This window comes from Luteimonas sp. A534 (assembly GCF_054072805.1).
In genome coordinates this window covers 213559-238163 of sequence record NZ_JBSVRR010000001.1, presented here as the reverse complement: position 1 = coordinate 238163, position 24605 = coordinate 213559, and the positions used below count along the sequence as shown (strand labels likewise).

The 24605-nt window shown below is 69.6% G+C and carries 25 protein-coding genes and 1 tRNA gene; 13 read left to right on the top strand and 13 right to left on the bottom strand.

The window, feature by feature from the left end; all coding sequences use genetic code 11:
* Positions 1-34 precede the first annotated feature (34 nt).
* Together tsaE and ACW5F0_RS01095 are read right to left on the bottom strand one after the other, a co-directional pair.
* Positions 35-526, bottom strand: coding sequence for a tRNA (adenosine(37)-N6)-threonylcarbamoyltransferase complex ATPase subunit type 1 TsaE (tsaE, locus tag ACW5F0_RS01100; protein ID WP_456964198.1), 492 nt, complete (start codon positions 524-526; stop codon positions 35-37).
* Positions 526-2019, bottom strand: coding sequence for an NAD(P)H-hydrate dehydratase (locus ACW5F0_RS01095; protein WP_456964197.1), 1494 nt, complete (start codon positions 2017-2019; stop codon positions 526-528). The genes tsaE and ACW5F0_RS01095 overlap by 1 nt, the downstream gene beginning before the upstream one ends.
* A 26-nt stretch (positions 2020-2045) precedes the next feature.
* Here ACW5F0_RS01095 and queG point away from each other — a divergent pair, with 26 nt between their 5' ends.
* Positions 2046-3155, top strand: a complete 1110-nt coding sequence (queG, locus tag ACW5F0_RS01090; protein ID WP_456998853.1) for a tRNA epoxyqueuosine(34) reductase QueG — start codon at positions 2046-2048, stop codon at positions 3153-3155.
* A gap of 175 nt (positions 3156-3330) precedes the next feature.
* On the opposite strand, the gene pgi is transcribed toward queG, so the two are convergent.
* The 6 genes from pgi to pcnB all read right to left on the bottom strand — a co-directional run bounded on the left by pgi (position 3331) and on the right by pcnB (position 9094).
* Positions 3331-4845: a glucose-6-phosphate isomerase gene (gene pgi, locus ACW5F0_RS01085; RefSeq protein ID WP_456998852.1), complete on the bottom strand. Its 1515-nt coding sequence runs from the start codon at positions 4843-4845 to the stop codon at positions 3331-3333.
* A gap of 3 nt (positions 4846-4848) precedes the next feature.
* The gene (gene panD / locus ACW5F0_RS01080) at positions 4849-5229 is read right to left on the bottom strand and encodes an aspartate 1-decarboxylase (protein ID WP_456964194.1); all 381 of its coding nucleotides are present in this window, start codon (positions 5227-5229) and stop codon (positions 4849-4851) included.
* A 290-nt stretch (positions 5230-5519) separates the two neighbouring features.
* Positions 5520-6395 (bottom strand): pantoate--beta-alanine ligase, encoded by an 876-nt coding sequence (panC, locus tag ACW5F0_RS01075; protein ID WP_456964193.1) that lies wholly within the window; start codon positions 6393-6395, stop codon positions 5520-5522.
* Entirely contained in the window at positions 6392-7222 is an 831-nt protein-coding gene (gene panB / locus ACW5F0_RS01070) for a 3-methyl-2-oxobutanoate hydroxymethyltransferase (protein WP_456964192.1), read from the bottom strand. Before panB ends, panC begins: the two co-directional genes overlap by 4 nt.
* Positions 7223-7289: 67 nt before the next feature.
* Positions 7290-7784 (bottom strand): 2-amino-4-hydroxy-6-hydroxymethyldihydropteridine diphosphokinase, encoded by a 495-nt coding sequence (folK, locus tag ACW5F0_RS01065; RefSeq protein ID WP_456964191.1) that lies wholly within the window; start codon positions 7782-7784, stop codon positions 7290-7292.
* Positions 7781-9094: a polynucleotide adenylyltransferase PcnB gene (gene pcnB, locus ACW5F0_RS01060; RefSeq protein WP_456964190.1), complete on the bottom strand. Its 1314-nt coding sequence runs from the start codon at positions 9092-9094 to the stop codon at positions 7781-7783. Before pcnB ends, folK begins: the two co-directional genes overlap by 4 nt.
* 134 nt (positions 9095-9228) lie before the next feature.
* On the opposite strand from pcnB, the gene ACW5F0_RS01055 reads away from it, so the two are divergent.
* Positions 9229-9304 (top strand) — tRNA-Glu (locus ACW5F0_RS01055).
* 143 nt (positions 9305-9447) lie between these two features.
* Positions 9448-9771, top strand: coding sequence for a ferredoxin FdxA (fdxA, locus tag ACW5F0_RS01050; protein ID WP_132986407.1), 324 nt, complete (start codon positions 9448-9450; stop codon positions 9769-9771).
* 97 nt (positions 9772-9868) lie between these two features.
* Here fdxA and ACW5F0_RS01045 read toward each other — a convergent pair whose 3' ends face one another.
* Together ACW5F0_RS01045 and dapA are read right to left on the bottom strand one after the other, a co-directional pair.
* Positions 9869-10393 (bottom strand): hypothetical protein, encoded by a 525-nt coding sequence (locus ACW5F0_RS01045; RefSeq protein ID WP_456964188.1) that lies wholly within the window; start codon positions 10391-10393, stop codon positions 9869-9871.
* Between the two features lie 22 nt (positions 10394-10415).
* Positions 10416-11327: a 4-hydroxy-tetrahydrodipicolinate synthase gene (gene dapA / locus ACW5F0_RS01040; protein WP_456964187.1), complete on the bottom strand. Its 912-nt coding sequence runs from the start codon at positions 11325-11327 to the stop codon at positions 10416-10418.
* A gap of 193 nt (positions 11328-11520) precedes the next feature.
* Between dapA and ACW5F0_RS01035 the strand changes: the two genes are divergently transcribed.
* Genes ACW5F0_RS01035 through ACW5F0_RS01025 form a run of 3 tightly spaced genes read left to right on the top strand, consistent with a single transcriptional unit; the run spans position 11521 to position 14021 of the window.
* The gene (locus ACW5F0_RS01035; protein ID WP_456964186.1) at positions 11521-12084 is read left to right on the top strand and encodes a glycine cleavage system protein R; all 564 of its coding nucleotides are present in this window, start codon (positions 11521-11523) and stop codon (positions 12082-12084) included.
* A gap of 16 nt (positions 12085-12100) precedes the next feature.
* The gene (locus tag ACW5F0_RS01030) at positions 12101-12580 is read left to right on the top strand and encodes a peroxiredoxin (RefSeq protein ID WP_456998850.1); all 480 of its coding nucleotides are present in this window, start codon (positions 12101-12103) and stop codon (positions 12578-12580) included.
* A gap of 37 nt (positions 12581-12617) precedes the next feature.
* Positions 12618-14021, top strand: coding sequence for a PhoH family protein (locus ACW5F0_RS01025; protein ID WP_456964184.1), 1404 nt, complete (start codon positions 12618-12620; stop codon positions 14019-14021).
* Positions 14022-14662: 641 nt separating this feature from the next.
* Here the strand turns inward: ACW5F0_RS01025 and ACW5F0_RS01020 are convergent.
* Together ACW5F0_RS01020 and ACW5F0_RS01015 are read right to left on the bottom strand one after the other, a co-directional pair.
* Entirely contained in the window at positions 14663-16336 is a 1674-nt protein-coding gene (locus ACW5F0_RS01020) for a SulP family inorganic anion transporter (protein WP_456998849.1), read from the bottom strand.
* The gene (locus ACW5F0_RS01015; RefSeq protein ID WP_456964182.1) at positions 16333-16590 is read right to left on the bottom strand and encodes a helix-turn-helix domain-containing protein; all 258 of its coding nucleotides are present in this window, start codon (positions 16588-16590) and stop codon (positions 16333-16335) included. The genes ACW5F0_RS01020 and ACW5F0_RS01015 overlap by 4 nt, the downstream gene beginning before the upstream one ends.
* A 151-nt stretch (positions 16591-16741) precedes the next feature.
* Between ACW5F0_RS01015 and thiD the strand changes: the two genes are divergently transcribed.
* The 3 genes from thiD to ACW5F0_RS01000 all read left to right on the top strand — a co-directional run bounded on the left by thiD (position 16742) and on the right by ACW5F0_RS01000 (position 19101).
* A complete protein-coding gene (thiD, locus tag ACW5F0_RS01010; protein ID WP_456965236.1) occupies positions 16742-17551 on the top strand; it encodes a bifunctional hydroxymethylpyrimidine kinase/phosphomethylpyrimidine kinase in 810 nt (269 codons plus the stop codon).
* Positions 17548-18417 (top strand): alpha/beta hydrolase family protein, encoded by an 870-nt coding sequence (locus tag ACW5F0_RS01005; protein ID WP_456964181.1) that lies wholly within the window; start codon positions 17548-17550, stop codon positions 18415-18417. Before thiD ends, ACW5F0_RS01005 begins: the two co-directional genes overlap by 4 nt.
* 129 nt (positions 18418-18546) lie before the next feature.
* Positions 18547-19101, top strand: a complete 555-nt coding sequence (locus ACW5F0_RS01000) for a DUF488 domain-containing protein (RefSeq protein WP_456998847.1) — start codon at positions 18547-18549, stop codon at positions 19099-19101.
* On the opposite strand, the gene galE is transcribed toward ACW5F0_RS01000, so the two are convergent.
* Positions 19098-20135, bottom strand: a complete 1038-nt coding sequence (gene galE, locus ACW5F0_RS00995; RefSeq protein WP_456964179.1) for a UDP-glucose 4-epimerase GalE — start codon at positions 20133-20135, stop codon at positions 19098-19100. The two genes, ACW5F0_RS01000 and galE, sit on opposite strands and share 4 nt — an antisense overlap.
* 138 nt (positions 20136-20273) lie before the next feature.
* Here galE and ACW5F0_RS00990 point away from each other — a divergent pair, with 138 nt between their 5' ends.
* The 4 genes from ACW5F0_RS00990 to ACW5F0_RS00975 are packed head-to-tail and all read left to right on the top strand — an operon-like array spanning position 20274 to position 24591.
* The gene (locus ACW5F0_RS00990; protein ID WP_456998846.1) at positions 20274-20891 is read left to right on the top strand and encodes an XrtA/PEP-CTERM system exopolysaccharide export protein; all 618 of its coding nucleotides are present in this window, start codon (positions 20274-20276) and stop codon (positions 20889-20891) included.
* The gene (locus ACW5F0_RS00985; protein WP_456964177.1) at positions 20891-22480 is read left to right on the top strand and encodes an XrtA system polysaccharide chain length determinant; all 1590 of its coding nucleotides are present in this window, start codon (positions 20891-20893) and stop codon (positions 22478-22480) included. The genes ACW5F0_RS00990 and ACW5F0_RS00985 overlap by 1 nt, the downstream gene beginning before the upstream one ends.
* Complete coding sequence (locus ACW5F0_RS00980) at positions 22477-23262, top strand: polysaccharide biosynthesis protein (RefSeq protein ID WP_456964176.1); 786 nt, start codon at positions 22477-22479, stop codon at positions 23260-23262. Before ACW5F0_RS00985 ends, ACW5F0_RS00980 begins: the two co-directional genes overlap by 4 nt.
* A gap of 27 nt (positions 23263-23289) precedes the next feature.
* Positions 23290-24591, top strand: a complete 1302-nt coding sequence (locus ACW5F0_RS00975; RefSeq protein ID WP_456964175.1) for a hypothetical protein — start codon at positions 23290-23292, stop codon at positions 24589-24591.
* Positions 24592-24605: the final 14 nt, after the last annotated feature.

Below are 24605 nucleotides of genomic sequence, written 5' to 3'. Positions count from 1 at the left end.
TTATGAATCCGGCACCTGCCCGCCCTTCCTGTGGTTACGGTTCAGGAAGCCCCTGCAAACGTCGCTGCTCGTCCAGTGCGGCCACCCACGCGTCGCCCGCGGCGCTCCGGAAGCGCAGGCGGCATGCCCGACCCTGCCCCAGCACCACGAGGCCGACCTCCAGGTCGGGTGCCGGCAACGCACCCAGGCCCCGTTCGGGCCACTCGACCAGCCAGAGCCGGGGATCGGCGTCGTCCAGGCCGAGGAATTCCAGTTCGCCGGCGTCGCCGATGCGGTACAGGTCCAGGTGCAGCGCTTCCCCGCCGGTCGCGAGCGGATACCGCTCGACCAGGGTGTAGGTCGGGCTGCGCACCGGGCCGGTCACGCCCAGGGCGCGCAGCCAGGCGCGGGCCAGGGTCGACTTTCCGGCCCCGAGATCGCCCTCGAGGTGCACGACGGCACCGGCCGGAGCCGTGGCCGCGAGGGCTGCAGCCAGGGCGGCCGTGGCCTCCGCATCGGGAAGGACCGCACTGCGTACCGCGGCCATCAGTCCCGCTCCCGCTGGCGCAGCGCCGCGATCAGGTCACTGGGCAGCATGCCGCGGGCACCCCCGTCCGCCGCCGCGCGATCACCGGCGACTGCATGCTGCAGCGCACCGGCCACGGCCGCGTCCGCCGCTGGCAGCCCCTGTGCGCGCAGCGCCGCGATGATGCCGGTGAGCGCATCGCCCATGCCGCCGACGGCCATGCCTGGGTTTCCCGCATCGATGATCCAGGTGCCGGCGCCGGGCGCCACAACGACCGTCCCCGCGCCCTTGAGCACCACCACGCAGGCGTAGCGCTCGGCCAGCGCGCGTGCGGCGGCGATGCGGTCACGCTGGACGTCGGCCACGCTGCGCCCGAGCAGGCGCGCGGCTTCCCCCGGGTGCGGGGTCAGGATCGCGGTCGCGGGCATCTTCCCGGGGCTGGCAGCGAGGAGGTTCAGCGCGTCCGCGTCCACCACCAGGGCCCTGGCCTTGGCCATCGCCGCATCGAACACGTCACTCGCCCACGCGTCGCGGCCCAGTCCCGGCCCCACGGCGCAGACCTCGGCCGCCTCCAGCAGTGGCGTCATGCCTGCGGGATCCTCGAGCGCGTGCGCCATCACTTCCGGCGTGCGGGCCAGCAGGGGCGCCACGTGCGCCGTGCGGGTGGCGACGCTGACCAGTCCTGCGCCCGCCCGCAGCGCTGCGCCCGCCGCCAGCAGCACCGCGCCACCCATGCCGTGGTTGCCACCGGCCACCAGCACATGGCCGGCTGTGCCCTTGTGTGCGGTGCGCGTCCGCCGCGGCAGCAGCGATTCCAGCGCAGGGCCGCGCAGGCGCCAGGCCACCGGGTCCACCCCGGCGAACGCTTCGGGCGGCAGATCGAGCGAGGCCACGTGCAGCGCGCCGACATGGTCGAGCGCGGCACCCGTCGCAAGACCCGCGTGGTCGCCGATGAATTGCAACGTGCGGGTGGCCCGCACCGCGCTGCCGGGCACGTCGCCGCAGGTGGCGTCGACGCCCGAAGGCAGGTCGAGCGCCAGCACCGCGGCGCTGCTGGCCGTAATGGCTGCAAGCAGTACCTTGCCTTCATCGTCCGCCCGATTGTCGAAGCCCAGGCCGAAGACGGCATCGACCAGGACATCGCACTCCGGCAGCTGCGCATCCGCGATCGCCACCCTGCCCCCGGCGTCGCTGAAGGCCGCGGCCGCCCGCCGCGCCAGCGCCGTGCGCGGGGCGTGGCCTTGCGCGTGCAGCACCTGCACGTCGCGTCCACCCGCGAGCGCGTGGCAGGCCAGCACGTAGCCGTCGCCGCCGTTGTTGCCGGGGCCGCAGGCGACCACGATGCGCTGCGCGTCCGGCCAGTGTTCGAGCAGGCAGCGCCAGGCGGCCAGGCCCGCGCGCTCCATCAGGATCGACGCATCGCCGCCAAGCAGCGCGATCGCCTGCGTCTCCACGCGGCGCATCGCGGCGACGTCGTACAGCGGCGTGGCGGCATCGGTCCCGGTTGCGTGCATCGCGCTGATTCTATACTCGCGCCACCATGCCCACGCGCACCGCCGACGCCAGCGGCGCGGTGCCTCCACAGGCCCACGCCAACCCGCCCGACCCGACCGCACTCGCGGCGCGGATCCGTGCCCTGGTGCGCGAAGCCGGCTTCCAGCGCTGCGGCATCACCGGCATCGACCTGGGCGACGACGAAGGACACCTGCGCGACTGGCTCGCGCGTGGCTTCCACGGATCGATGGACTGGATGGCGCGCCACGGCGACAAGCGCTCCCGCCCGCAGGAACTGGTGCCGGGCACGATCAGCGTGCTGTCGGTGGGCCTCGACTACGGCCGTCGCGACGACACCGAGGCCTGGGAGACGCTGGCCGACGGCGAGCGCGCCTATGTCGCCCGCTATGCCCTGGGCCGCGATTACCACAAGCTGATGCGCAACCGCCTGCAGAAGCTGGCCGACCGCATCGCCGCCGAGATCGGCCCGTTCGGCCACCGCGTCTTCGTCGACTCGGCGCCGGTGCTGGAGCGGGCACTGGCGCGCAACGCCGGGCTGGGCTGGATCGGCAAGCACACCTGCCTGATCGACCGCGACGGCGGCTCCTGGTTCTTTCTCGGCGAGATCTACCTCGACGTCCCGCTGCCGCCCGACCCGCCGGCAACACCGCACTGCGGCAACTGCACGCGCTGCATCGACATCTGCCCGACCCAGGCGATCCTTGGCCCGAACGTGCTCGATGCGCGCCGCTGCATCAGCTACCTCACCATCGAACACGAAGGCGCGATCGACGAGGAACTGCGGTCGCTGATGGGCAACCGCATCTTCGGCTGCGACGACTGCCAGCTGGTCTGTCCCTGGAACAAGTTCGCACGGCGCAGCGATGAGCCGGACTTCCGCGCGCGCAACGATCTCGACACCGCGACCCTGGCCGAACTGTTCGCGTGGGAAGAGGACGAGTTCCTGCGCCGCACCGAAGGCACCGCCCTGCGCCGCAGCGGACACGCGCGCTGGCTGCGCAACATCGCGATCGCGCTGGGCAATGCGCCGACCACGGCGGAGGTGCTGCAGGCGCTGGAGACGCGCCGGGACCATTCCGATCCGGTCATCCGCGAGCACGTGGCCTGGGCGATCGCGCAGCACGGAACCGGCTGACGGCTGGGCACGACGGCGCTGCTGGGCACTGCGGCGGCGTCTCCCACAGCTCCGCGCCCCTGGCATCTCCTGTAGGAGCAGCCGTGGCTGCTCCTACCGGGGTGCGGCGAAGGACATGGAATGGGCCAGTCCGATCCGCATGCTTAGTCGACTGTGACGGGCCAGCAACCGGCGGTCAGCGGCGCGAGCGGATCTCTTCAAGCAGGGCCCGGGTCACCACGTCGCCCGCCTCGCCCTCGCCGCGCAGCGCGGGCAGCAGCTCGCCGGCAATGCGCTTTCCAAGCTCCACGCCCCACTGGTCGAAGGCATTGACGCCCCACAGCACCGACTGCGCGTAGACGCTGTGCTCGTACATCGCCAGCAGCGCACCCAGCGAATGCGGCGTGAGTTCGTCCAGCAGGAAGAGCGTGGATGGACGGTTGCCCGGATACGCCTTCTGCGGATCGTCCGCAGCGTGGCCGTTGCCCAGGGACTCGGCCTGCGCCAGCAGGTTCGCCAGCAGCGCGTCGTGGTTGCCGCGATAGCCATGGGCCGGTCGCACGACACCGATGAAGTCCGCGGGCACGACGTCGGTGCCCTGGTGCAGCGCCTGGAAGAAGCTGTGCTGGGCCCCCGTGCCGGCGCCGCCCCAGACCACGGGCACCGTCGCCACGCCGGGTGCACGGCCGTCGCTGCGCACCGACTTGCCGAGGCTCTCCATCACCAGCTGCTGCAGGTAGGCCGGCAGGTGCGCGAGGCGCTGGTCGTAGGGCAGCACCGCCTGCGTGGGCAGGCCCAACGCGTTGCGGTTCCACACCGCCACCAGCGCGTGGCGGATCGGAAGGTTCGCCTCCAGCGGCGCCTCGACCGCATGCGCATCCATCTCCGCCGCGCCGGCCAGCAGCGCCTCGAAGCCATCCATGCCGACCGCCAGCGCGATCGCGAAACCCACCGCCGACCACAGCGAATAGCGTCCGCCGACCCAGTCCCACATCGGCAGCACGCGGCCGGCCTCGACGCCAAAGGCCTCGGCCGCGGCCACGTTGGCACTGACCGCGTACAGACGCTCGCCGCCACCCAGCCAGTCGCGGACCAGGGCACCGTTGAGCAAAGTTTCCTGGGTACCGAAGCTCTTGGACACCAGGATCGCCGCGGTGCGCGCCGGATCCAGCCCACGCAGTGCGTGCTGCACCTCGCTGCCATCGACGTTGCTGACGAAATGCAGGCGGAAGCGGCCGTCGTTGAAGTCCTTCAGCGCATCGACCACCAGCCGCGGGCCGAGGTCGGAGCCGCCGATGCCGATGTTGATGATGTCGGTGACGCCCGATTCCCGCAGCGAGGCGACGAGTCCGGCCATGCGCTCACGCGCAGCCAGGGCGGCGGCGTGCGCCGCGTGCGCGATGTCGCCTCGACCAATGCCTGAGCGCAGCGCGGTATGCAGCGCGGGACGGCCTTCGGACGCGTTGACCTCGGCGCCATCGACCAGCGCGCGCAGCGCCAGCGACAGGCGCACGTGTCCGGCCAGCTCGCCGAGCGTGGCCAGGGTGGGTGCATCGATGCGCTGCCGCGCGAAGCTCGCGTACACCGGCCCGACGCGCAGCGCCATGGTTCCCGCTCGCGCGGGGTCCTCCGCCACGAGGTCGGGAATGCGGGCGCCGGCGAGGCGCTCTGCGTGGTCGAGGAACTGCCGGACGAGCGCTTCGCCGGCCACGCCTCAGGCGGCCTGTGCCGGGATGGCGTCGTTGGTGTGGGTCATCCGGTTCTGGCGGTCGACGTAGACCAGGCTCGGCTTGAACTTCGCCGCCTCGGCTTCGTCGCAGGCGCCATAGGCGCAGATGATCACGAGGTCGCCGGGTTCGGCCTGGTGGGCGGCGGCACCATTGACCGAGATGATCCCGCTGCCGTCTTCGCCGCGGATCGCGTAGGTCGCGAAGCGCTTGCCGTTGTTGATGTTGTAGATCTCGATGCGTTCGTACTCGCGGATGCCCGACAGGTCGAGCAGGCGGCCGTCGATCGCGCAGGAGCCTTCGTAATGGAGCTCCGCATGGGTGACGGTGGCGCGGTGGATCTTGGCTTTGAGCAGGGTCAGGAGCATCGTGGGGAACCGCGTGGGGCCGTGGGAACCGGCGTCAATCGGGATTCTACAAGATGGCGTCCGGGAGGCTTTGCCGTGGGGCGCCGCACTTGAAGACTGTTCAGCGTGGCTGCGGAGGCGTGAGGGGAACGCGTCGTGCTTTTGTCTTTCCCGGCGGGTCGCGGGGAGGCGCTGCGAGGCGGGTTGGGGGGTACGCAGTGGGCATAAAGGCCCGCGCAGCGGGACAGCCCACGGAGTACCCACCAGCCCGCCGTCTAGCCGCCGGCTGCCGCCCACCTCCCGTACGAAGATCAACCTGCGGTGGAGAACTCGAGGTTGTCGATCAGCCGCGTGCGCCCAAGGCGGGCGGCGACAAGTGCGACGCGCTCGCCGTCGGCGCCGGGCGTGGGCGCGCCGGAAGGCTCTGCCAGTAGCGGCGTGCGGATCACTGCGTAATCGACGGCGAAGCCGGCTGCCTGCAGCCGGGCCGTGGCGTTGGCCTCGGCGCGCTGCCAGTCCTGCCCGCTTTGCAGGGCATCGCGCATGGCGAGCAGCGTGCGGTGGATCTCCGGTGCGAGCGCGCGCTCGTCCGGGGACAGGTACTGGTTGCGCGAGCTGCGTGCCAGGCCGTCGGGCTCGCGCACGATGTCCGCGCCGAGCACGTCCAGCGGGAACGCGAGGTCGAGGACCATGTGGCGGATCACGGCGAGCTGCTGGTAGTCCTTGCGGCCGAACACGGCCAGGTCGGGGCGGACCTGGTTGAACAGGCGCGCCACCACGGTGCATACGCCGTCGAAGTGGCCGGGGCGGTAGGCGCCGTCGAGCACGTCGGTGATGCCAGGCACCTGCACGCGCACCGCGCGCGCGGTGCCCAGGGGATACATCTGCTCGGGCGTGGGCATCCAGGCGAGGTCGCATCCCGCGCCCTCGAGGCCGGCCACGTCGGCCTCGGGTGTGCGGGGGTAGCTGTCGTAGTCCTCGCCCGGGCCGAACTGGGTGGGATTGACGAAGATGCTGGCGACCACGCAGTCGGCGTTCGCACGCGCCTGCCGGACCAGGCTGAAGTGCCCTTCGTGCAGGTTGCCCATGGTGGGCACGAAGCCGATGCGCAAGCCGTCGCGCTTCCAGGTGTCGATGCGGGCGCGAAGCGCTGCGATGTCGTGCGCGACTTCGATCGCGGCGCTCATGCGTAGGAGTGGGCCGCGTCGGGGAAGCTGCCGTCGCGTACTGCGGCCACGAAGGCGCGTGCGGCGCCTTCGACCGAGCCGCCTTGGGCGAGGAAATCCTTCACGAACTTCGGGCGCCGATGACCGGAGTCGAGTCCGAGCATGTCGTGCATCACCAGCACCTGGCCGTCGCAACCGGCACCGGCGCCGATGCCGATGGTCGGCACCGTGCTGTCGCGGGTGATGGTGGTGGCCAGCGGCGCCGGCACGCCCTCAAGCACGATCAGCGCCGCGCCCGCCTCGGCGACGTCGCGCGCTTCGGCGCGCAGGCGTTCGGCCGCGGCCTCCTCGCGCCCCTGCACCTTGAAGCCGCCGAAGCGCAGTACCGACTGCGGCGTCAGGCCGAGGTGCGCGCACACCGGGATCTCGCGCTCGGCCAGGAAGCGGATGACGTCGAGCTTCGGGCCGGCGCCTTCGAGCTTCACCATTTTCGCGCCCGCCTGCAGGAAGCGGGTGGACGCATCCAGGGCACGCTCGGACGTGGCGTCGGCCTGGAACGGCAGGTCAGCCACCAGCAGCGCGTTCGTGAGGCCGCGGGCGACGCAGGCGGTGTGGTAGGCGATGTCGTCGACGGTCACGGGCAGCGTCGAATCGCGGCCCTGCACCACCATGCCCAGCGAATCGCCGATCAGGATCAGCTCCACGCCCGCGGCGTCGAACACCCGCGCGAAGCCGGAATCGTAGGCGGTCAGCATCGAAAGTTTGCGCCCTGCGGCGCGCGCCTCGGCCAGGCCGGGCACGGTCATCGGCCGGCGGTCGTCCCGCGCTGCAGGCGTGTTCTTGCTCATGGGGTTTCGCGTCCGGAATGTGGGGATGGACCGTGCAATCTTACGCCGCAGCGGTGACGTCGAGGCTTCAGGCCGGGTGGATCCCGCCGGCGTCGACGGTCGCGAGCAGCGCATCGACGCGGCCATGTCCAGGTACCTCAGCGTCCGGCATGACCTCTGCCAGCGGCACAAGCACGAACGCGCGCGCATGCAGGTGTGGATGCGGAACGACCAGGCCGGGCTCGTCGATCACCGCGTCGCCATACAGCAGCAGGTCGAGGTCGAGCGTGCGCGGCCCCCAGCGGCGGCCGTCGGCGGCGCGCTCGCGGCCGTGGGCGCGCTCGATACCCAGCAGTGCTTCAAGCAGCGCGTGCGGCGACAGCGCGGTGTCCAGCACGGCCGCGGCGTTCACGAAGTCCGGCTGCGCTTCCAGGCCCCAGGCGGGCGTGCGGTAGAAGCCCGAAGCGCTCAGCAGGCGCGTGCCTGGCAGCGCATCGAGCGCGGCCAGCGCCTCGCGAAGCACCGCGGCAACGTCGCCGATGTTGCCGCCAAGCCCGACGCAGGCCCGGACGGGCGCGCTCATCCCGTCGCCGTGGACCGGCGCCGGCGGCGACGCGGGGCGGGCGCGCTGCCGTCGTCCTCGTCGTGCGGGGTGTGGGCGATGGCCATGTCGGGATCGAGCTGGGCCTCGCGCCAGAACGCGATGTCCTCGGCATGCTCGTTCGAACCCGCCTGCCGCACCTGCAGGAAGTCGAAGGCGGCACGGAAGCGCGGGTGCGCCAGCATGCGCATCACGCGCTTGCGCTGGCGCAGGCCGAAGCGCGATTGCAGCAGCCAGATCTCCTGCATCGGGATCGAGAACCGCCGTGGCACGGCGATCGTCGCCAGCTCGTGCACCGTGACCCGGTCCGCGGCGCGCCGCTGCGCCTCGGCCGCCGGCATGTTCTGTGCCTGCAGCGCCATCAGCGTGCGGCAGTAGGCCGGCCACAGCAGGAGCGCGAACAGGAACGCCGGCGATACCGGTTCGTCCTCGGACACGCGCTTGTCGGTCCCGCGCAGGCCTTCCAGCACCACCGTGCGCAGCGCGCCGCTGCGGTTGGCCTTCATCGCCGCGGCCGCCTCGGGCAGCATCACGTCCAGCAGGCCGTGGCGCTCGAGGCTCTCGAAGCTGGCCACGGCATGCCCGGACAGGAACATTTTCAGGCACTCCTCGAACAGGCGCGCGGGCGCGGCTTCGGACAGCAGCGGTGCCAGTTCGCGGATCGGCGCCGCGGTGGCCGGCTCGATGCTGAAGTCGAGCTTTGCCGCCAGGCGCGCCGCGCGCAGCATGCGCACCGGATCCTCGCGGTAGCGGGTCTCCGGATCGCCGATGAGCCTGAGCACGCGGTTGCTCACGTCCTCGAAGCCACCGGTGTAATCGCGGACCGAGAAGTCCTCGATCGTGTAGTACAGGGCATTGGCGGTGAAGTCGCGGCGGACCGCGTCGTCCTCGACCGTGCCGTAGACGTTGTCGCGCAGCAGGCGGCCGTCCTCGTGGGTCTGGCGGTCCCCGCTGCCGTCGTCGACATTGGCGCGGAAGGTCGCCACTTCAATGATCTCGCGGCCGAAGACCACGTGCGCCAGCCGGAACCGGCGCCCGATCAGGCGGCAGTTGCGGAACAGCGCCTTGACCTCCTCGGGCGTGGCGCCGGTGGCGATGTCGAAGTCCTTGGGGCTCCCGTCGACCAGCAGGTCGCGCACGGCGCCGCCGACCAGGTAGGCCTCATGCCCGCCTTCGCGCAGGCGATAGAGCACCCGCAGCGCGTTGGGGCTGATGTCCTTGCGGGAAATGGAGTGCTGCTCGCGCGGGATCGTCCGCAGCAGCGGTGTGTCGGATGGTGTGTCGTTGCGCATCTGCAAAAAAGTACCTGCTCTGGTTGCCCAGTGGCAGCCTGTGGTTGCTATACTAGCAAGCCGCATCGCAGCCTGGCTGCAGCGGGTCCGGTCGTCCAGCCGGTGTCGCCCCACGAAGGCGGCAAAGCAACACCGCTCCCTTCGTCTAGAGGCCCAGGACGTGGCCCTCTCAAGGCTAAAACACGGGTTCGAATCCCGTAGGGAGCGCCATATCCCCAGGGCCCGCACCGGCAACGGTTGCGGGCCCTGCTCGTTTGCGGCGCCCACGGGACGCAGTGAACCCCGGCGCGCGGCTTTGGCGGCGCCCGCGGGCGCTACAATATGCGGCCTTCACACAGCCAGCGCCGCGAACCATGCCCTTCGTCGTCACCGAGAACTGCATCAAGTGCAAATACACCGACTGCGTCGAGGTGTGTCCGGTCGACTGTTTCCACGAAGGCCCGAACTTCCTGGTGATCGACCCCGACGAGTGCATCGACTGCACGCTGTGCGAACCGGAGTGCCCGATCGGCGCGATCTACGCGGAGGATGACGTCCCCGCCGGCCAAGAGGGCTTCGTCGCGCTCAACGCCGAGCTGTCGAAGGAATGGCCGGTGATCACCACCCGCAAGGACGGACCGCCCGACGCCGCGGAGTGGGAAGGCAAGCCGAACAAGCTGCCACTGCTCGAACGCTGAGCCGCCGGAGCGCGTCTGCGCGCAGGTTGCCCGCCCGCAAAAAAGGAACGCGGCCGTGTCCGGGCCGCGCTCCGGGGTCCTGCGCCCGCGACGCGCGTTACTGCGCCAGCCCTGCGCGCAGCGTTGCGATCACGCGCACCGCGTCCGCGCTGGTCGCGGGCACACCGCGCGGATCGACCGCGGACACGTAGGCGCCCTCCCCCGACTGTGACACCCGCACCAGGAACCGGCTGTCGCCGGCGTCGATGTCGTAGGTGCCCAGCAGCTGCGCCTTGCTGACCACGGTGACGCCCTCGATCCCGGCCAGCAGCGGCTCGACGCGCTGGAACACGTCGTCGCGCGGGGCCGCCACGTTGAAGCCGCTGTTCGAGGCCTGCGCCGCGGGCGCCGCTGCCCCCATGGTCGAGCGGGTCACGCTGGACGTGCCCGCCTCCGGCACGGCCATGGCCGAGCTGGTGTCGGGGCGGTCGAGGTCGGGCGGGACCTCGAGCGGGCGGTCCTGCGGGGCAGGCGCGTACAGCGCGCTGTCCTTGCGGAACCAGCTGCAGCCGGCGGTGGCGATCAGGGCGGTGACGATGGCGACCGCGATGGCCGGGCGGAGCATGGAACGGGAAGGCTGCATGGATGTCTCCTGGGAAAACGGTTCAGGCCGCAAGCGCGTCGCGACAGGTCTGTTCGAGTGATTCGAGGCCGGCGGCGATCGCGTCCGCCGCCGCCACGTGGGCCGCCGACAGCGGCAGCAGGGGCAGGCGGATGCCGTCACGGTGGCCGAAGCCGCGCCGCGCCAGCAGTGCCTTGACCGGGATCGGATTGGATTGGATGCCGCAGAAGTCGATCAGGTCGGCAAGCCGAGCGACAAGCGCATCGCAACCCACGGCGTCGCCGGCCCGGGCGAGATCGCACAGGCGCCGGAATGCGACCGGCGCCGCGTTCGAAGCCACCGACACCAGGCCGTCGGCCCCGGCCAGCATCGAGCGCGCCGCGGTGCCGTCGTCGCCGCTGAGAATCGAGAAGCCCGGCCCGCCCAGCGGCAGGAGCGCGCGCACGCGCGCTTCGTCGGCGACGGCCTCCTTGATGCCGACGATGGCGGCGTGGCCCGCCAGTTCCCCCACCGTGTCGGGCTGCATGTCGCAGCCGGTCCGCGGCGGCACGTTGTAAAGGATCACCGGAAGGGCGCCATCGTCGGCCACCGCACGGTAGTGCGCGAGCAGGCCGGCCTGCGTCGGGCGCACGTAGGGCGGCGTGACCACCAGGGCGGCGTCGGCACCGCAGGCGGCGGCCAGGCGGCTGCGCTCGATGGTGTGGGCGGTCCCCGACTGCCCGGTGCCCGCGATCACGGGCACGCGACCGGCAACGTGCTCGACGGCAGCGCGCAGCAGGGCTTCATATTCGGCCACGGTCAGCGCGGCGGCCTCTCCCGTGGAGCCGGCCACGACCAGGGCCTGGGTGCCGCCCGCAAGCTGGGCGTCGACCAGGCGCAGCCATGCGTCGGTATCGGGTGCGCCGGCGGCCGTGAACGGCGTCGCCAGCGCGGTGATGCTGCCGGAAAGGTGCAATCTGGGCCTGCTTGGGGGAGCCGTGTGGGAGGCCGCGCGAGGTCCGCGCAGCGCCATGATCTTACTTGCGGCCTCGAAGCACGGGCAAGTATGCTGGCTGCAGCCTCAGGGCGGCCACAGCACCCGCGTCCAGGGCCCGCACGGCAGCCGGACCCGGCTCCCCCGCCATCGCAGCACCTCCGTGGACCCCGCTTTGACCGACACCGATACAACCCGGCCCTCGCCGACCGAGAACCACCTCCTGATCAACGCCTATACGACGCATCCGCGCTCGCCCCTGCTGGCGGTGTCGCGGCGCATCGCCGACAGCGGCTGCAACCTGGTCGACACCCGCCTGTCCACCGTCGGCCGCGATGTTTCGGTCACCGCGCTGGCCACCGGCTCCTGGGATGCGGTCGCGAAGCTCGAAGCCATGCTCTCGCGCCTGGAGCGCGAAGAGGGCCTGAAGCTGGTCTGGTACCGCACCGGCGCCAAGCCCGTGCAGTCAAACCTGCTGCCCTACATCGTGGAAGTGGTGGCGTCGGACAAGCCCGGCATCCTCTACCAGCTGGCCGATTTCTTCGACCGCCAGGGCATCACCATCGAAAGCCTGCACTGCTCGCGCTACCGCGCGATGCAGACAGGCGCCGACATGTTCTCGGCCCAGGTCACGATCGGCGTGCCGGCAGACATGCACATCGCCGCGCTGCGCGACGATTTCCTCGAGTTCTGCGACCACCTCAACCTCGACGCGATCATGGACCCGATGAAGTTCTGAGCGCGCAGGGATGGACATGAACGAAGGCGACACGCTCGACCGCAATATCCTCAAGCTTCCGCTGCAGCTCTCCGGCGGCGCTACCGCCACGCTGGCCGACCACGCCGGCCGCTGGCTGGTCCTCTACTTCTATCCCAAGGATTCCACGCCCGGCTGCACTACCGAGGGCCTGGACTTCAACGCCCTGCTCCGGGAGTTCGAATCGCTCGACGCCGGGGTGTTGGGCGTGTCGCGTGACTCGGTGAAGTCGCACGACAACTTCTGCGCGAAGCAGGGCTTCGCGTTCCCGCTGGTGAGCGATACCGACGAAGCCCTCTGCCGCGCCTTCGACGTCATCCGCGAGAAGAACATGTACGGCCGCAAGGTGCTGGGCATCGAACGCAGCACCTTCCTCATCGACCCCGACGGACGCATCGCGCGCGCATGGCGCAAGGTGCGCGTCCCGGGGCATGCCGCAGCCGTGCTCGAGGCGCTGAAGGACATCCGCGCCCGGTGATCCCCTGCCACGCCATCCCGGACGGACCGACACCACGATGAACCACGGCAAGCGGATCTACGTGCTCGACACCAACGTGCTGATGCACGACCCCACGGCGCTGTTCAAATTCGAGGAGCACACCGTCTACCTGCCGATGCAGGTGATCGAAGAGCTCGACAACGGCAAGAAGGGCACCACGGAGGCGAGCCGAAATGCACGCCAGGTCAGCCGCTTCATCAACGAACTGATCGAGTCCCAGGGCGCCGACCGCATCGCCTCGGGACTGAGGCTGGAACGCCCGGGCGGCCTGCAGCTGCGTGGTGCCGGTGCCAGCGGAGTGCTCCGCTTCCAGACCACGGTGCCCAAGGAGGACAAGACCTCGTTCGGCGCGGTCGCGCCCGACAACCGGATCCTCGGCGCGATCCTGGACCTGAGCCGCGATGACTCCAACGACCCGGTGGTGTTCGTCTCCAAGGACATCAACCTCCGCATCAAGGCCGCGATTGCCGGCATCCCCAGCGAGGACTACGAGAACGACCGCGCGCTCGACGATTTCAGCCTGCTCTACACCGGCGCCACCGCGCTGCCGGAGGATTTCTGGCAGCGCCACGGCAAGGACCTCAAGTCCTGGACCGACAAGGGCCGCACCTATTACGAACTGCGCCACGAGGAAGACGACGACTGGCACCCCAACCAGTACCTCTACCTGCCGGGCGACGAGGAAGCCGAGTTCCGCGTGGCCTCGGTGGAAGGCGACCGCGCGGTGCTGCAGATCGTCGACGACTACCGCAGCCACCAGCACGCGGTCTGGGGCATCGTTGCCCGCAACCGCGAGCAGAACTTCGCGCTCAACGCGCTGATGGATCCCGAGATCGATTTCGTCACCCTGCTCGGCACCGCGGGCACCGGAAAGACCCTGCTCGCCTTGGCCGCGGGCCTTGCGCAGACCATGGACGCGCAGCGCTACCGCGAGATCATCATGACCCGCGCCACGATCAGCGTGGGCGAGGACATCGGCTTCCTGCCCGGCACGGAAGAAGAAAAGATGACGCCCTGGATGGGCGCGCTGACCGACAACCTCGAAGTACTGCTGCCGCACAACAAGGAAGGCGGCAGCTGGGGACGCGCCGCCACGAACGACCTGCTGGCATCGCGCATCAAGATCCGTTCGCTCAACTTCATGCGCGGCCGCACCCTGCTCGACCGCTGGCTGATCCTGGACGAAGCGCAGAACCTGACGCCCAAGCAGATGAAGACCCTGATCACGCGCGCGGGCCCCGGTACCAAGATCGTCTGCCTGGGCAACGTCGAACAGATCGACACGCCCTACCTGACCGAGACCACCTCGGGCCTGACCTACGCCGTCGACCGCTTCAAGCACTGGGCGCACAGCGCGCACGTGACCTTGCGGCGGGGGGAACGCTCGCGCCTGGCCGATTACGCGTCCGAGGTGCTTTAAGGGGCCCTGGCTGGGTGGGGGCGGAGAGTGTGTGGGTACTCCGCCGGCTGAGCACGTGGTGCTCTTTATGCCGGCTGCGTACCCACACACCCTCCGCTGCCATCGACACTGCGGGCTGGAGGGGAAGTCAAAAGCAAAGGCAAAAGCAAAAGCAAGAGCCAAGGGCAAACGCAAGGGCAAAGGCAAGGGCAAAGGCAAGAACAAGGGCGACAGCAACTGTGAACGTTCGCCTGGACCATGCCCTTGTGGGAGCGGCTATAGCCGCGATCGGCGAGCCGCGGCGATGAGTCGTACACCGCCAGCCCTGAGCCGCGGGTCGCGAACCGCAAAGCGCAAAGCGCGAGCCGTGAGCCGTGAGCCGTGAGCCGAAGCATTCGCCGCTATAGCGGCTCCCACAACAGCTGCCCTTACGACCGCGAAGGTGTACCCATGGCAGGTTGATGGGTACGGAGTGGGCATCAAGAGCAGCTTTGCTGCGACGCCCACGGAGTACCCATCGACCTGCCACGCCGCAGCGCACTGCTTGGCCGCCTGTTGCTCTCCTAACGGCGGACCGCGAACCGCGAACCAAAGCAATCGCCGCTATAGCGGCTCCCACAACAGCTGCCTCTGCGACCGTCCACGCCCTGAAGGCCAGCCAGTCAATCGTTGACCGCAGGCTCCACCGCGTCACGCCCGGCCTCGATGTGGAGCAACGCCTCCGACAGCGTCTTGAAGTAGCTGCCCGGATCATCCCGACCCACGATGTCGGCACGTACCAGCTTGCGCAACACTCCCATGCTGGCGCCGTTGAGCAGCACCGTCACGCCCCGCGCGCGCAGGCTCGCGATCGTCGACTCCAGGCGCTTGAGGCCCGTTGCATCGATGAACGGAACCCGCTCCAGGCGCAGCGCCACGTAGCGCGGCGGCGCCTCGCGTGACCATGACAGCGCGCGTTCGAGCGAATCGACCGAGCCGAAGAAGAACGGCCCGTCGATGGAATACACCGCCACGTCCTTCGGCAGGGCGGATAGCCCGGCCTCCTCGAGTTCCTGCCGCAGGCTGGCCTGGTGATGCTCGACCACCTCCACCGCCAGGCTCATCCGGCGCATGAACTGCATCATCGCCAGGATCACGCCGATGTTCACCGCCACCACCAGGTCGGTGAGGATCGTCAGGCCGAAGGTGATCAGCAGGATCGCAACGTCCGCCCGTGGCGCGCGGCGCACCATGCGCAGGAAGCGTGGCGCCTCGCTCATGTTCCAGGCGACGACGAACAGGATCGCGGCCAGTGCGCTCAGTGGAACCCTGCCGGCGTAGGGCGCGATCACGAGCAGGATCAGCACCAGCAGCAGCGCGTGCACGACGCCGGCGATCGGCGCGTTGCCGCCATTGCGGATGTTGGTCGCGGTGCGCGCGATCGCGCCGGTGGCGGCGATGCCGCCGAACAGCGGCGAGACGATGTTGGCGATGCCCTGGCCGATCAGCTCCTGGTTGGAGTCGTGCTTCGTGCCGGCCATGCCGTCGGCCACCACCGCCGACAGCAGCGATTCGATCGCGCCGAGCATGGCGATGGTGAACGCGGATGGCAGCAGCAGCATCACGGTATCGAAGCTCATCGATGGCACCGCGAAGGTCGGCAGCGCGCGCGGGATGGCGCCGAAGGTCGATTCGATGGTGGCGACGCCGGGCAGGTCGAATGCCGACACCACCAGGGTCGCCGCGATCATCGCCAGCAGCGGCCCCGGCACCCGTGACAGGCCGCGAATGCGCGGTCCGTAGAGCGCGAGCGCCAGGCTCCCGAGTCCAAGCAGGGTGGTCGCCAGGTGCAGTTGCGTGAACGAGCGCAGCAGCTGCCAGGCCTTGAGGTAGAACGGGCCCTCGCCCGGCAGCGGCAGGCCGAAGAAGTACTGCCACTGCCCCACCCAGATGATCATTGCGATGCCGGCGGTGAAGCCGACGATGACGGGATCCGGGATGAAGCGGATCACCGCGCCCAGGCGCGCAAGGCCCATCACGACCAGGATGACGCCGGCCATCAGCGTCGCCACCAGCAGGCCGCTGACGCCGAACTGGGCGACCACGCCGGCGAGGATGACGATGAAGGCGCCGGTCGGGCCAGCGATCTGCACCCGCGAGCCCCCGAACAGCGACACCGCGATGCCGGCGATGATCGCCGTGTACAGCCCCTGCTCCGGCTTCACGCCCGAAGCGATCGCGAAGGCCATTGCCAGCGGCAGCGCGACCACGCCGACGATCAGGCCGGCGACGATGTTGCGCGGCCAGTTGCCGGGACGCAGCAGGCCGGCGCGCCTGGCTTCCAACAGGGCGATCACGCGTCGCCCTCCGCCTTCAGGCGCACCCCGCGGCCGCCGGCGGGGCTCGGGCTGTTATCACCGATCAGCTCGACACCGGCGCTCTCGAGCGCCCCGACCACTTTCGTCAGCGAACCGATGACGCCGCGCACATCGCCGCTGCTCGCCTCCATGCGCTGGATGGTGGGCACGGACACGCCGGCCAGGCCCGCCAGGGTGCGCTGGTCGATGCCGAGCAGGGCCCGTGCGGCCCGCATCTGGGCAGAGGTGATCATCGGCTGACTCCAATCTGGAACATGCTTAATGATATCTACGATATCAACTGAGCTATATTGTACTGCAGCCTTGGTTCACAGGCCCTGGCAGCTCCCCACCGCTGCGTGCGCCCCCGTATCCTTGCCCACGACGTTCCAGGACACCGCTCCCATCACCATGACCCAGCCCATTTCCGCACTCGCCATCGCCGGCTCCGACTCCGGCGGCGGCGCCGGCATCCAGGCGGACCTCAAGACCTTCGCCGCCCACGGCGTCCACGGCCTGTCGGCGATCACCGCGCTCACCGCACAACACACCCGCGGCGTGACCGCGGTGCACGTGCCGCCGGTGCGGTTCCTGCGCGCGCAGATCGACGCCTGTTTCGACGACTTCGCGATCGGCGCGGTCAAGCTCGGCATGCTGGCCTCGGCCGAGGTGATCCACGCGGTTGCCGACGCGCTCGAGGTGCATCGTCCCGCACAGCTGGTGGTCGACCCGGTGATGGTGGCGACCTCCGGTGCGCGGCTCCTGGAAGAAGACGCCCTCGAGGCACTCCGCACGCGCCTGTTGCCGATGGCGGGCATCCTCACCCCCAATATCCCCGAGGCCGAACTACTGCTTGGCTGTCGCATCACCGATGCCGCGGACGCGGACGCGGCGCTGGACGCGCTGCTCGCACTGGGCGCCGGCGCGGTGCTGCTCAAGGGCGGTCACCTGGACGAGGGCGCCGAGGTGGTCGACCGCTATGCCGATGCGGGCACGCGCACCGCCTTCCGCGGCCCGCGCATGCGGGTGGACGGACACGGCACCGGCTGCACCCTGGCGTCGGCCATTGCCGCCAACCTCTGCCGCGGCCGCGGCATGCGCGAGGCCTGCAGCGAAGGCGTGGACTACATCCGCGACGCACTGCGCCAAGGCGTGCGCCCGGGGCGCAGCGACGTGCTCGTGCTCGGGCACTTCGCCGCGCGCCGACCGGCATGACGTCCGGCACCGAGGCGCGCGCCGAAGACGCGACGGGCCTGGCCGACACCACCATCGCGCTGGAGACCAGCGACGGCCACCACTACGAACTGCTGGCCTGCATTCCCGACGCCCCGCAGCGCAGCCTGCTCTGGCTGCCGGCACTGGGCGTTGCCGCGCGCCACTACCAACCGTTCGCGCAGGCGCTGGCACGGCGCGGCGTGGCCGTGTTCCTGCATGAGTGGCGCGGCCACGGCAGCAGCAGCCTGCGTGCCGGCCGCACGTGCGACTGGGGCTATCGCGAGCTGCTCACGCGCGACATTCCCGCCAGTGAAGCCGCAGTCGCCGCCGCAACGCCCGGGCTACCCCGCATCGCCGGCGGGCACAGCCTGGGCGGGCAGCTCGCGTGCTGCCGCCTTGGCCTGGATCCCGATGCCTTCGAAGCACTGTGGCTCGTCGGCAGTGGCGCGCCGTACTGGCGTGCGTTCCCTTTGCGGCACAGGCTGTGGCTACCGCTGGTCTACCGCCTGCTGCCGTGGCTGGCCGAACGCGCCGGCAGCCTGCCCGGCCGACGCCTCGGCTTTGGCGGCAACGAAGCACGCGGCGTGATGCGCGACTGGGCCGGCACCGCCACCAGCGGTCGCTACGCCGCGGTGGGCCTGGGCGACCTGGAGCCCGGGATGGCGGAGACCGATGCACATGTGCGCGCGGCGCTGCTCGAGCATGACTGGTTCGCGCCGGCCTCCTCGTTCGACCAGCTGCTGTCGAAGCTTCCACGTGCCGGCGCCGACGTCGTGACCCTGGGCAGCGACGCGCTGGGCGTGCCCGCCGATCACTTCGAATGGATGAAGTCACCCGCAAGCGTGGCCGACTGGCTCAGCCAGTAGCGCCGCGACGCCACGCGCTCCGCCCTCACGGGCGCGCGACCACCTCGGCCCTACCCTGCGCCGGCATGGATACCCGGATCATCATCTGTCTCGATCGCCTGCGGGGAACTGCGGGGAGAAGCGGGCGCCGTGGCCGCTGAAGGCGACAGCGCGCAGGCGATCTGGACGATCGGCCACTCCACGCGCCCCTTCGAAGAATTCCTTGCCCTGCTTGCGGAGCATCGCGTCGGGGCGATCGCCGACGTGCGCCGCTTCCCCGGCTCACGTCGCCATCCCTGGTTCGCCAGCGAAGCACTGGCCACCAGCCTGCCTGCCGCCGGGATCGAGTACGCATGGATCCCGCAGCTTGGCGGACGCCGCCGCGTCGTGCCGGGTTCGATCAACACCGGCTGGCGCAATGCGTCCTTCCAGGGCTATGCCGATCATCTCGAGAGTCCGGAATTCGCCGAAGGCCTGGGCACCGCCCTGGCCCTGGCCGCCCGGAAGCGCACGGCCCTGATGTGCGCCGAAGCGGTCTGGTGGCGCTGCCACCGCGCGCTGATCTCGGACGTGCTGAAACTGCGCGGCCTGGAGGTGTTGCACATCCTCGCGGCCGGCAAGGCGTCGCCGCACCCGTACTCCTCCGCGGCGCGGGTGGTCGACGGGCGCCTGGACTACGGTCCGACGCAGGGCAGCCTGCTCTAAACGGCGGGAGGCGCCGGAGTGTCGTCCTCGTAACCGCGCGGGTTGCGCGACTGCCAGCGCCACGCATCGCGGCACATGGCATCGATATCATGCTCCGCCCGCCAGCCCAGCAGCTCTTGCGCCAGCGACGGATCGGCGTAGACCTCGGCCACGTCGCCGGTCCGGCGCGCGACGATGTCGCAGGGCACGGAGCGCCCGGACGCGCGCTCGAATGCCTGCACCAGCTGCAGCACGCTCACGCCCCGCCCCGTGCCGAGATTGACGGTGAAGCCGTGCTCCCGGCGCTCCAGCGCGTCGATCGCGTCGGCGTGCGCACGCGCCAGGTCCATGACATGGATGTAGTCGCGCACGCCGGTGCCGTCCACCGTCGGCCAGTCGCCGCCGAACACGCTGAGCTTCGGGCGCAGCCCCACCGCCACTTGGCAGATGTAGGGCATCAGGTTGTTGGGGACGCCACGCGGGTCCTCGCCGATCAGCCCGGACTCATGGGAACCAACGGGATTGAAGTAGCGCAGGAGCGCGGCCCTGAATGCGGGCTCGGCCGTGCACAGGTCCCCGATCAGCTGCTCCATCACCAGCTTCGTGCGCCCGTAGGGGTTGGTGACGTCGAGCGCGGCGTCTTCGCGTACCGGGACCTGCTCGGGATCGCCATAGACCGTGGCGGATGAACTGAACACCAGCCTGTTCACACCAGCCGCCTGCATCGCCTGCAGCAGGTGGATGGTGCCGGCGATGTTGTTGTCAAAGTAGTCCAGCGGCCGCTCGCAGGATTCGCCCACGGCCTTCAGCGCCGCGAAGTGCACGACCGCGTCGAAGCGCCCCCCGGCCAGCAGCCTGTGCACGTCCTCGCGACTGCGCAGGTCCACCTGCTGGAATTCCACCGGCGCGCCGATGATGCGCTGCAGCCGTCCAAGCACACCCGGCGAACTGTTGCTGAAGTTGTCGGCAACCACCAGCTCGTGCCCGCGCCCGGCCAGCACCACGCAGGTATGGCTGCCGATGTAGCCGGTACCGCCGAAGACCAGAATGCGCATGCGAGTCCCGCCCCCGGATGAGGGCTCCATTATCCATCACCCGAGGCCACTGCCGCGGACATCGATGATCGTTCCGCGTGACCCATGCGACGACCGTTCTACGTTGTACATGGCATCGTCAACAAACGGGGACCCCAGATGCGCATGTTCAGGCAAGTGATCGCGGTGCTGCTTTTTGTCGCGCTGGCCGCATGCGCCAGCGGTGGCGGGCTGGCCGAGGCGCCACCGGCGCCGCAGCAGGCCTCGGTACAGGACTACGCGATCGGCGTCGACGATGTGGTGCAGGTCACCGTCTGGCGCAACCCGGAACTCGGGATCGTCGTGCCGGTGCGACCGGACGGCAAGATTTCAGTCCCGCTGGTCGGCGACGTGATGGCGGGCGGACTCACGCCGAGCCAGGTGGCGACCGACATCCAGGAGAAGCTGGGCACCTTCGTCCGTGATCCCCAGGTCGCGGTCATCCTCACCGACCTTCGCAGCCACGAGTACCTCTCGCGGGTGCGGGTGACGGGGGCCGTGCGCCAGCCGGTCTCGATCCCCCACCGGCAGGGCATGACCGTGCTCGACGCGGTCCTGGCGGCGGGCGGCGTCAACGAGTTCGCAGCGTCGGACCGCTCCAGCCTGTACCGGAAGACCGACGGCGAAACCCGGAGCTATGCCATCCGCCTGGACCGGATCATCAACCGCGGTGACCTGTCGACCAACTTCACGGTCGCACCCGGCGACGTCATCACCGTGCCGGAGCGCGCGTTCTGATGCAGCCGAACACACTGCCCGTTCCACAGCGGTCCCCCAGCCAGGGGGCCGCCACCCCGGATGTCCTTCCGATCGACTATGCCAGGCTCCTGTTCAAGGAAGGACGCCGGCGCGTCATTCCCCTGTCGCTCATTTTCACCGTGATCGCGGTGCTGACGTTCCTGCTGGGCATGTTCGTCATCCGGAGCCAGTACCAGGTCTCGGTCACGATCCTCGCGCAGGAAAGCGACATCATCGGGCCGCTGCTCGAAGGCCGTGCCGTCCCGACCGGCGTGACCGATCGCGTCGGCATGGCGCGCCAGATCATCTACAGCCGGAAGGTCCTGTCGGAAGTCGTCGCGATCGGCGGCTGGGACAGCGAGGGCGAGCTGAGCCCGGTGCAGAGGGACCGCCTGTTGGAAGAAATCCGCGGACGCACCCTGGTCACCAGCCCGCGCCCCGACCTGGTCCAGATCACCTATCGCGACAACGAACCGGAGCGCGCGTATCAAGTAGCCGATGCCATGGGTTCGCTGTTCATGAGGGAAACACTGGCCACCAAGGAACGCGAGAGCCGGGAGGCCTACGAGTTCATCGACAAGCAGGTGCAGGCATACCACCGCAAGCTCACCGATGCCGAAGACAACCTGCAGGAGTACCGGGCCAACGACATCGATGCGCAGCCCGGCAGTGCGGTCGACGCCAACTCGCGGATTTCCGCCCTGCGCACGCAAGTGGAACAGACGCGCATGGCGCTGCTCGAGCAGGAGTCGCGCGAATCCTCCATCACCTCGCAGCTGTCGGGTGAATCCGCGGTCACCTCGGTACAGACGCGCGAGACCCTGCATCGGAGCCGCCTCATCGAACTCCAGGCCGAACTCGATCGGCTGCTGCTGACCTTCACCGACCGCCACCCCGACGTCGTCCGTGTGCGGCACCAGATGGAAGACGTGCAGCGCCAGCTCGAGCAGGAGCGCCGTCGCGCCGCGTCGGGGGTGGCCAGCTCCGCCAGCGAGGACTCCCGTGCAAACCCGCTGTACCAGGAGCTGCGCAGCCAGCTCGCGCAGGCACAGCGCGACGTGGTGGCGACGCGCTCGCGGATGGCCGTCGCGGAAAGCCTGCTCAGCGGCGAGCTCGACCGCAGCCGCCGGATCGCCGCATCGGAAAGCGCGCTCGCGGAGCTGACCCGGGACTACGAGGTCAATCGCGAGATCTACCAGGACCTGCTGCGCCGCCGCGAGAACGCCCGCGTCTCGATGGGGCTCGACCAGGCGAACCGCGGCCTGACGCTGCGCGTGCAGGATCCGGCGACGATGCCGCTGCTGCCGACCGGCCTGCGCTTCATGCATATCGCCGGCGCCGGGTTGCTGATGGCGATCGCCGTGCCGCTGGGCCTGCTCTGGCTGCTGGTGCGCTTCGATCCGCGCGTGCGCAACCCCCGGCTGCTTGAATCGAAGATCCGCTACCCGCTGCTGGCGACTATTCCGGCCTACCCGTCGCCGCGCGAGCGCCGCAGGCAGCTGCTCAACGTCGGCATCGGCACCATGCTGGTGCTGTCGGTACTGCTGCTGTACCTGCTGACCTATGTCCAGAAGATGTCCCACGGATGAGCGACACCAGAGCCACCACACCCAATGCCATGGAGCAGATCGTGAATGCACGTCGTGATGCGCTGGACACTCCGGCGCCGGATGAAGCGGGCTCCCGCTCCATCATCCGCACCGACTCGGGCCTTCAGCCGCTGACATCGCGCGCGCTCGAGGATCGCAAGCTGATCCACCGCAACGATTCCGTGCGCTCGCAGGCGGACGCCTTCCGCGGCCTGCGCACCAAGCTGCTCGCGCTCGGCCAGGATCGCAACTTCATCACCCTGGTCGCACCCGTGCAGCCCGGCTGCGGCGGCAGCTTCGTCGCGCGCAACCTCGCGGCGGCGTTCGCCTTCGACGACACCAAGTCCGCGCTGCTCGTCGACTGCGACGCCCTGCATCCGACGCAACACACGGCGCTGGGCGTCGATGTCGCCAGCGGCGGGATGATGGACTACCTCGATGGCAGCATCACCGACCTCGGCGCCATCCAGTACGACACGAGGCTGCCGAGGCTGTGCCTGGTTCCGAGCGGCACGCCGCGCGAAACGACAGGCGAGTATTTCAGCTCCGGCAACATGCGCATGATGATCGACTCCCTGCGCGGCACCCAGTCCAACCGGTATGTGATCCTGGACGGCCCGCCGACGCTGGACTCGCCCGATGCCAGGATCCTGTCCGACCTCGCCGACCTGATCATCGTGGTGGCCGGGTACGGGCAGGTCACGGTGGACCGCATCGAGGACGCCGCCTCGAACTTCGATCCCGACAAGCTCGCGGGCGTCGTGTTCAACAACATCTACTGACCGGTCCCGCGTGACGGAGGCGACACCATGAGAACCCGCAGGACCCGCCTTTCAGCCTTGTGCGCGGCGATCCTTGCCACGGCGTCCTTCCATGCGCACGCGGTCCGCATCGACTATTCGCTCGATGCCGGCGTCGAGCGCAATGACAATATCCTCATGTCATCCACCGACCCCGAGGAATCGAGCGCACTGCGCGCGGGCTTCGGATTCGTGGTCACGCAGGAGAGCTCGACCGTCCAGGCCAATTTCGGTGGCCGCCTCGAATACTGGAACTACATCGACGGCCCCCAGTCCAACGCCTTCGAATCCACTCTCTCCGGCCGCCTGAACTGGTCCATCCTTCCTGAAACGCTCAGCTTCACGGTCGAGAACAGCCTCGAGATGCGGCCGATCGACCGGTTCGCGGCCGACACGGTCGACAACCGCCAGCGGGTGAACGTGCTGGCGCTTGGGCCCAACGTGGATTTCAACTGGAACCAGGCGGTTCGCGGGCGGGCCGAGCTGCGCTGGATCGACAGCCAGGCCGAGGAAGCCGATGCGCTCGAGTCGCAGCGGGTCAGCGCCGCACTGCACGCCATCCGCACCCTGGATCCGACCAGCAGCCTGACGCTGAGCCTGCGCGGCCAGGACGTCGACTTCAGGAACGACACGATGGCCCGCGACTATCGTCGTTATGACGGCTACATGCGCTACGACAGGCAGCTCTCGCGCCTGGGTTTCGGCTTGATCGCGGGCTACACATGGGTCGATTACGCAGACGGCGATTCCACCTCGCATCCGCTCTTCCGCGCCCATGCCGAGTGGGCGATCAGCGCGCGTACCGCCCTGTCGCTCAGCGCCGAACACCAGCTGACGGATGCGTCGGATTCGGCGATCGGAGGTATCTCCGTTGCCTCGACCGTGCCAGACAGCCTGTCCGGCGGATCCTTCGTGGTCGATCCATCGATCTATGAAGAAGACCGGATCGAGCTCACGTGGGCCTACCGCCACGACCGGGTCGGATTCACCGTAGGACCCTATTACGAGCGCGTCGATTTCATCGATGCGCCTTCCGTCGACGAGACCCGTCGCGGCGTGGTGATGCAGCTGACTTACCGACTCGCGCCGACCTGGGACCTGCGCACGTTCGCGGATGCCGCGCGTACGGAATTCCCGGACCTGGGCCAGCGAACGGAAGACAGGCGCTTCGGCCTCGGCGTGGGCAAGACGTGGTCGCGCCACTGGAGCAGTGCACTGGACTATGTGCACTACGCGCGGCGCGATGACGGGCCGGTCGGGAACAGCCGCCAGAACGTGTGGTACCTGACCGTGACCTATCGCAACCGCTGAGGCACGCCGGCGTC

Coding starts and splice junctions, on each gene's coding strand:
- panC (WP_456964193.1), bottom strand. CDS start 6,395: ATGAGCGCCGCGATCGAAGTCGCGCACGACATCGCAGCGCTTCGCGCC.
- queG (WP_456998853.1), top strand. CDS start 2,046: ATGCCCACGCGCACCGCCGACGCCAGCGGCGCGGTGCCTCCACAGGCC.
- ACW5F0_RS01015 (WP_456964182.1), bottom strand. CDS start 16,590: ATGATCACCTCTGCCCAGATGCGGGCCGCACGGGCCCTGCTCGGCATC.
- ACW5F0_RS00990 (WP_456998846.1), top strand. CDS start 20,274: ATGCGCATGTTCAGGCAAGTGATCGCGGTGCTGCTTTTTGTCGCGCTG.
- galE (WP_456964179.1), bottom strand. CDS start 20,135: ATGCGCATTCTGGTCTTCGGCGGTACCGGCTACATCGGCAGCCATACC.
- pcnB (WP_456964190.1), bottom strand. CDS start 9,094: ATGCGCAACGACACACCATCCGACACACCGCTGCTGCGGACGATCCCG.
- ACW5F0_RS01095 (WP_456964197.1), bottom strand. CDS start 2,019: ATGCACGCAACCGGGACCGATGCCGCCACGCCGCTGTACGACGTCGCC.
- panD (WP_456964194.1), bottom strand. CDS start 5,229: ATGCTCCTGACCCTGCTCAAAGCCAAGATCCACCGCGCCACCGTCACC.
- ACW5F0_RS00980 (WP_456964176.1), top strand. CDS start 22,477: ATGAGCGACACCAGAGCCACCACACCCAATGCCATGGAGCAGATCGTG.
- fdxA (WP_132986407.1), top strand. CDS start 9,448: ATGCCCTTCGTCGTCACCGAGAACTGCATCAAGTGCAAATACACCGAC.
- ACW5F0_RS01025 (WP_456964184.1), top strand. CDS start 12,618: ATGAACCACGGCAAGCGGATCTACGTGCTCGACACCAACGTGCTGATG.
- ACW5F0_RS01045 (WP_456964188.1), bottom strand. CDS start 10,393: ATGCAGCCTTCCCGTTCCATGCTCCGCCCGGCCATCGCGGTCGCCATC.
- ACW5F0_RS00985 (WP_456964177.1), top strand. CDS start 20,891: ATGCAGCCGAACACACTGCCCGTTCCACAGCGGTCCCCCAGCCAGGGG.
- panB (WP_456964192.1), bottom strand. CDS start 7,222: ATGAGCAAGAACACGCCTGCAGCGCGGGACGACCGCCGGCCGATGACC.
- folK (WP_456964191.1), bottom strand. CDS start 7,784: ATGAGCGCGCCCGTCCGGGCCTGCGTCGGGCTTGGCGGCAACATCGGC.
- ACW5F0_RS01005 (WP_456964181.1), top strand. CDS start 17,548: ATGACGTCCGGCACCGAGGCGCGCGCCGAAGACGCGACGGGCCTGGCC.
- tsaE (WP_456964198.1), bottom strand. CDS start 526: ATGGCCGCGGTACGCAGTGCGGTCCTTCCCGATGCGGAGGCCACGGCC.
- ACW5F0_RS01030 (WP_456998850.1), top strand. CDS start 12,101: ATGAACGAAGGCGACACGCTCGACCGCAATATCCTCAAGCTTCCGCTG.
- ACW5F0_RS00975 (WP_456964175.1), top strand. CDS start 23,290: ATGAGAACCCGCAGGACCCGCCTTTCAGCCTTGTGCGCGGCGATCCTT.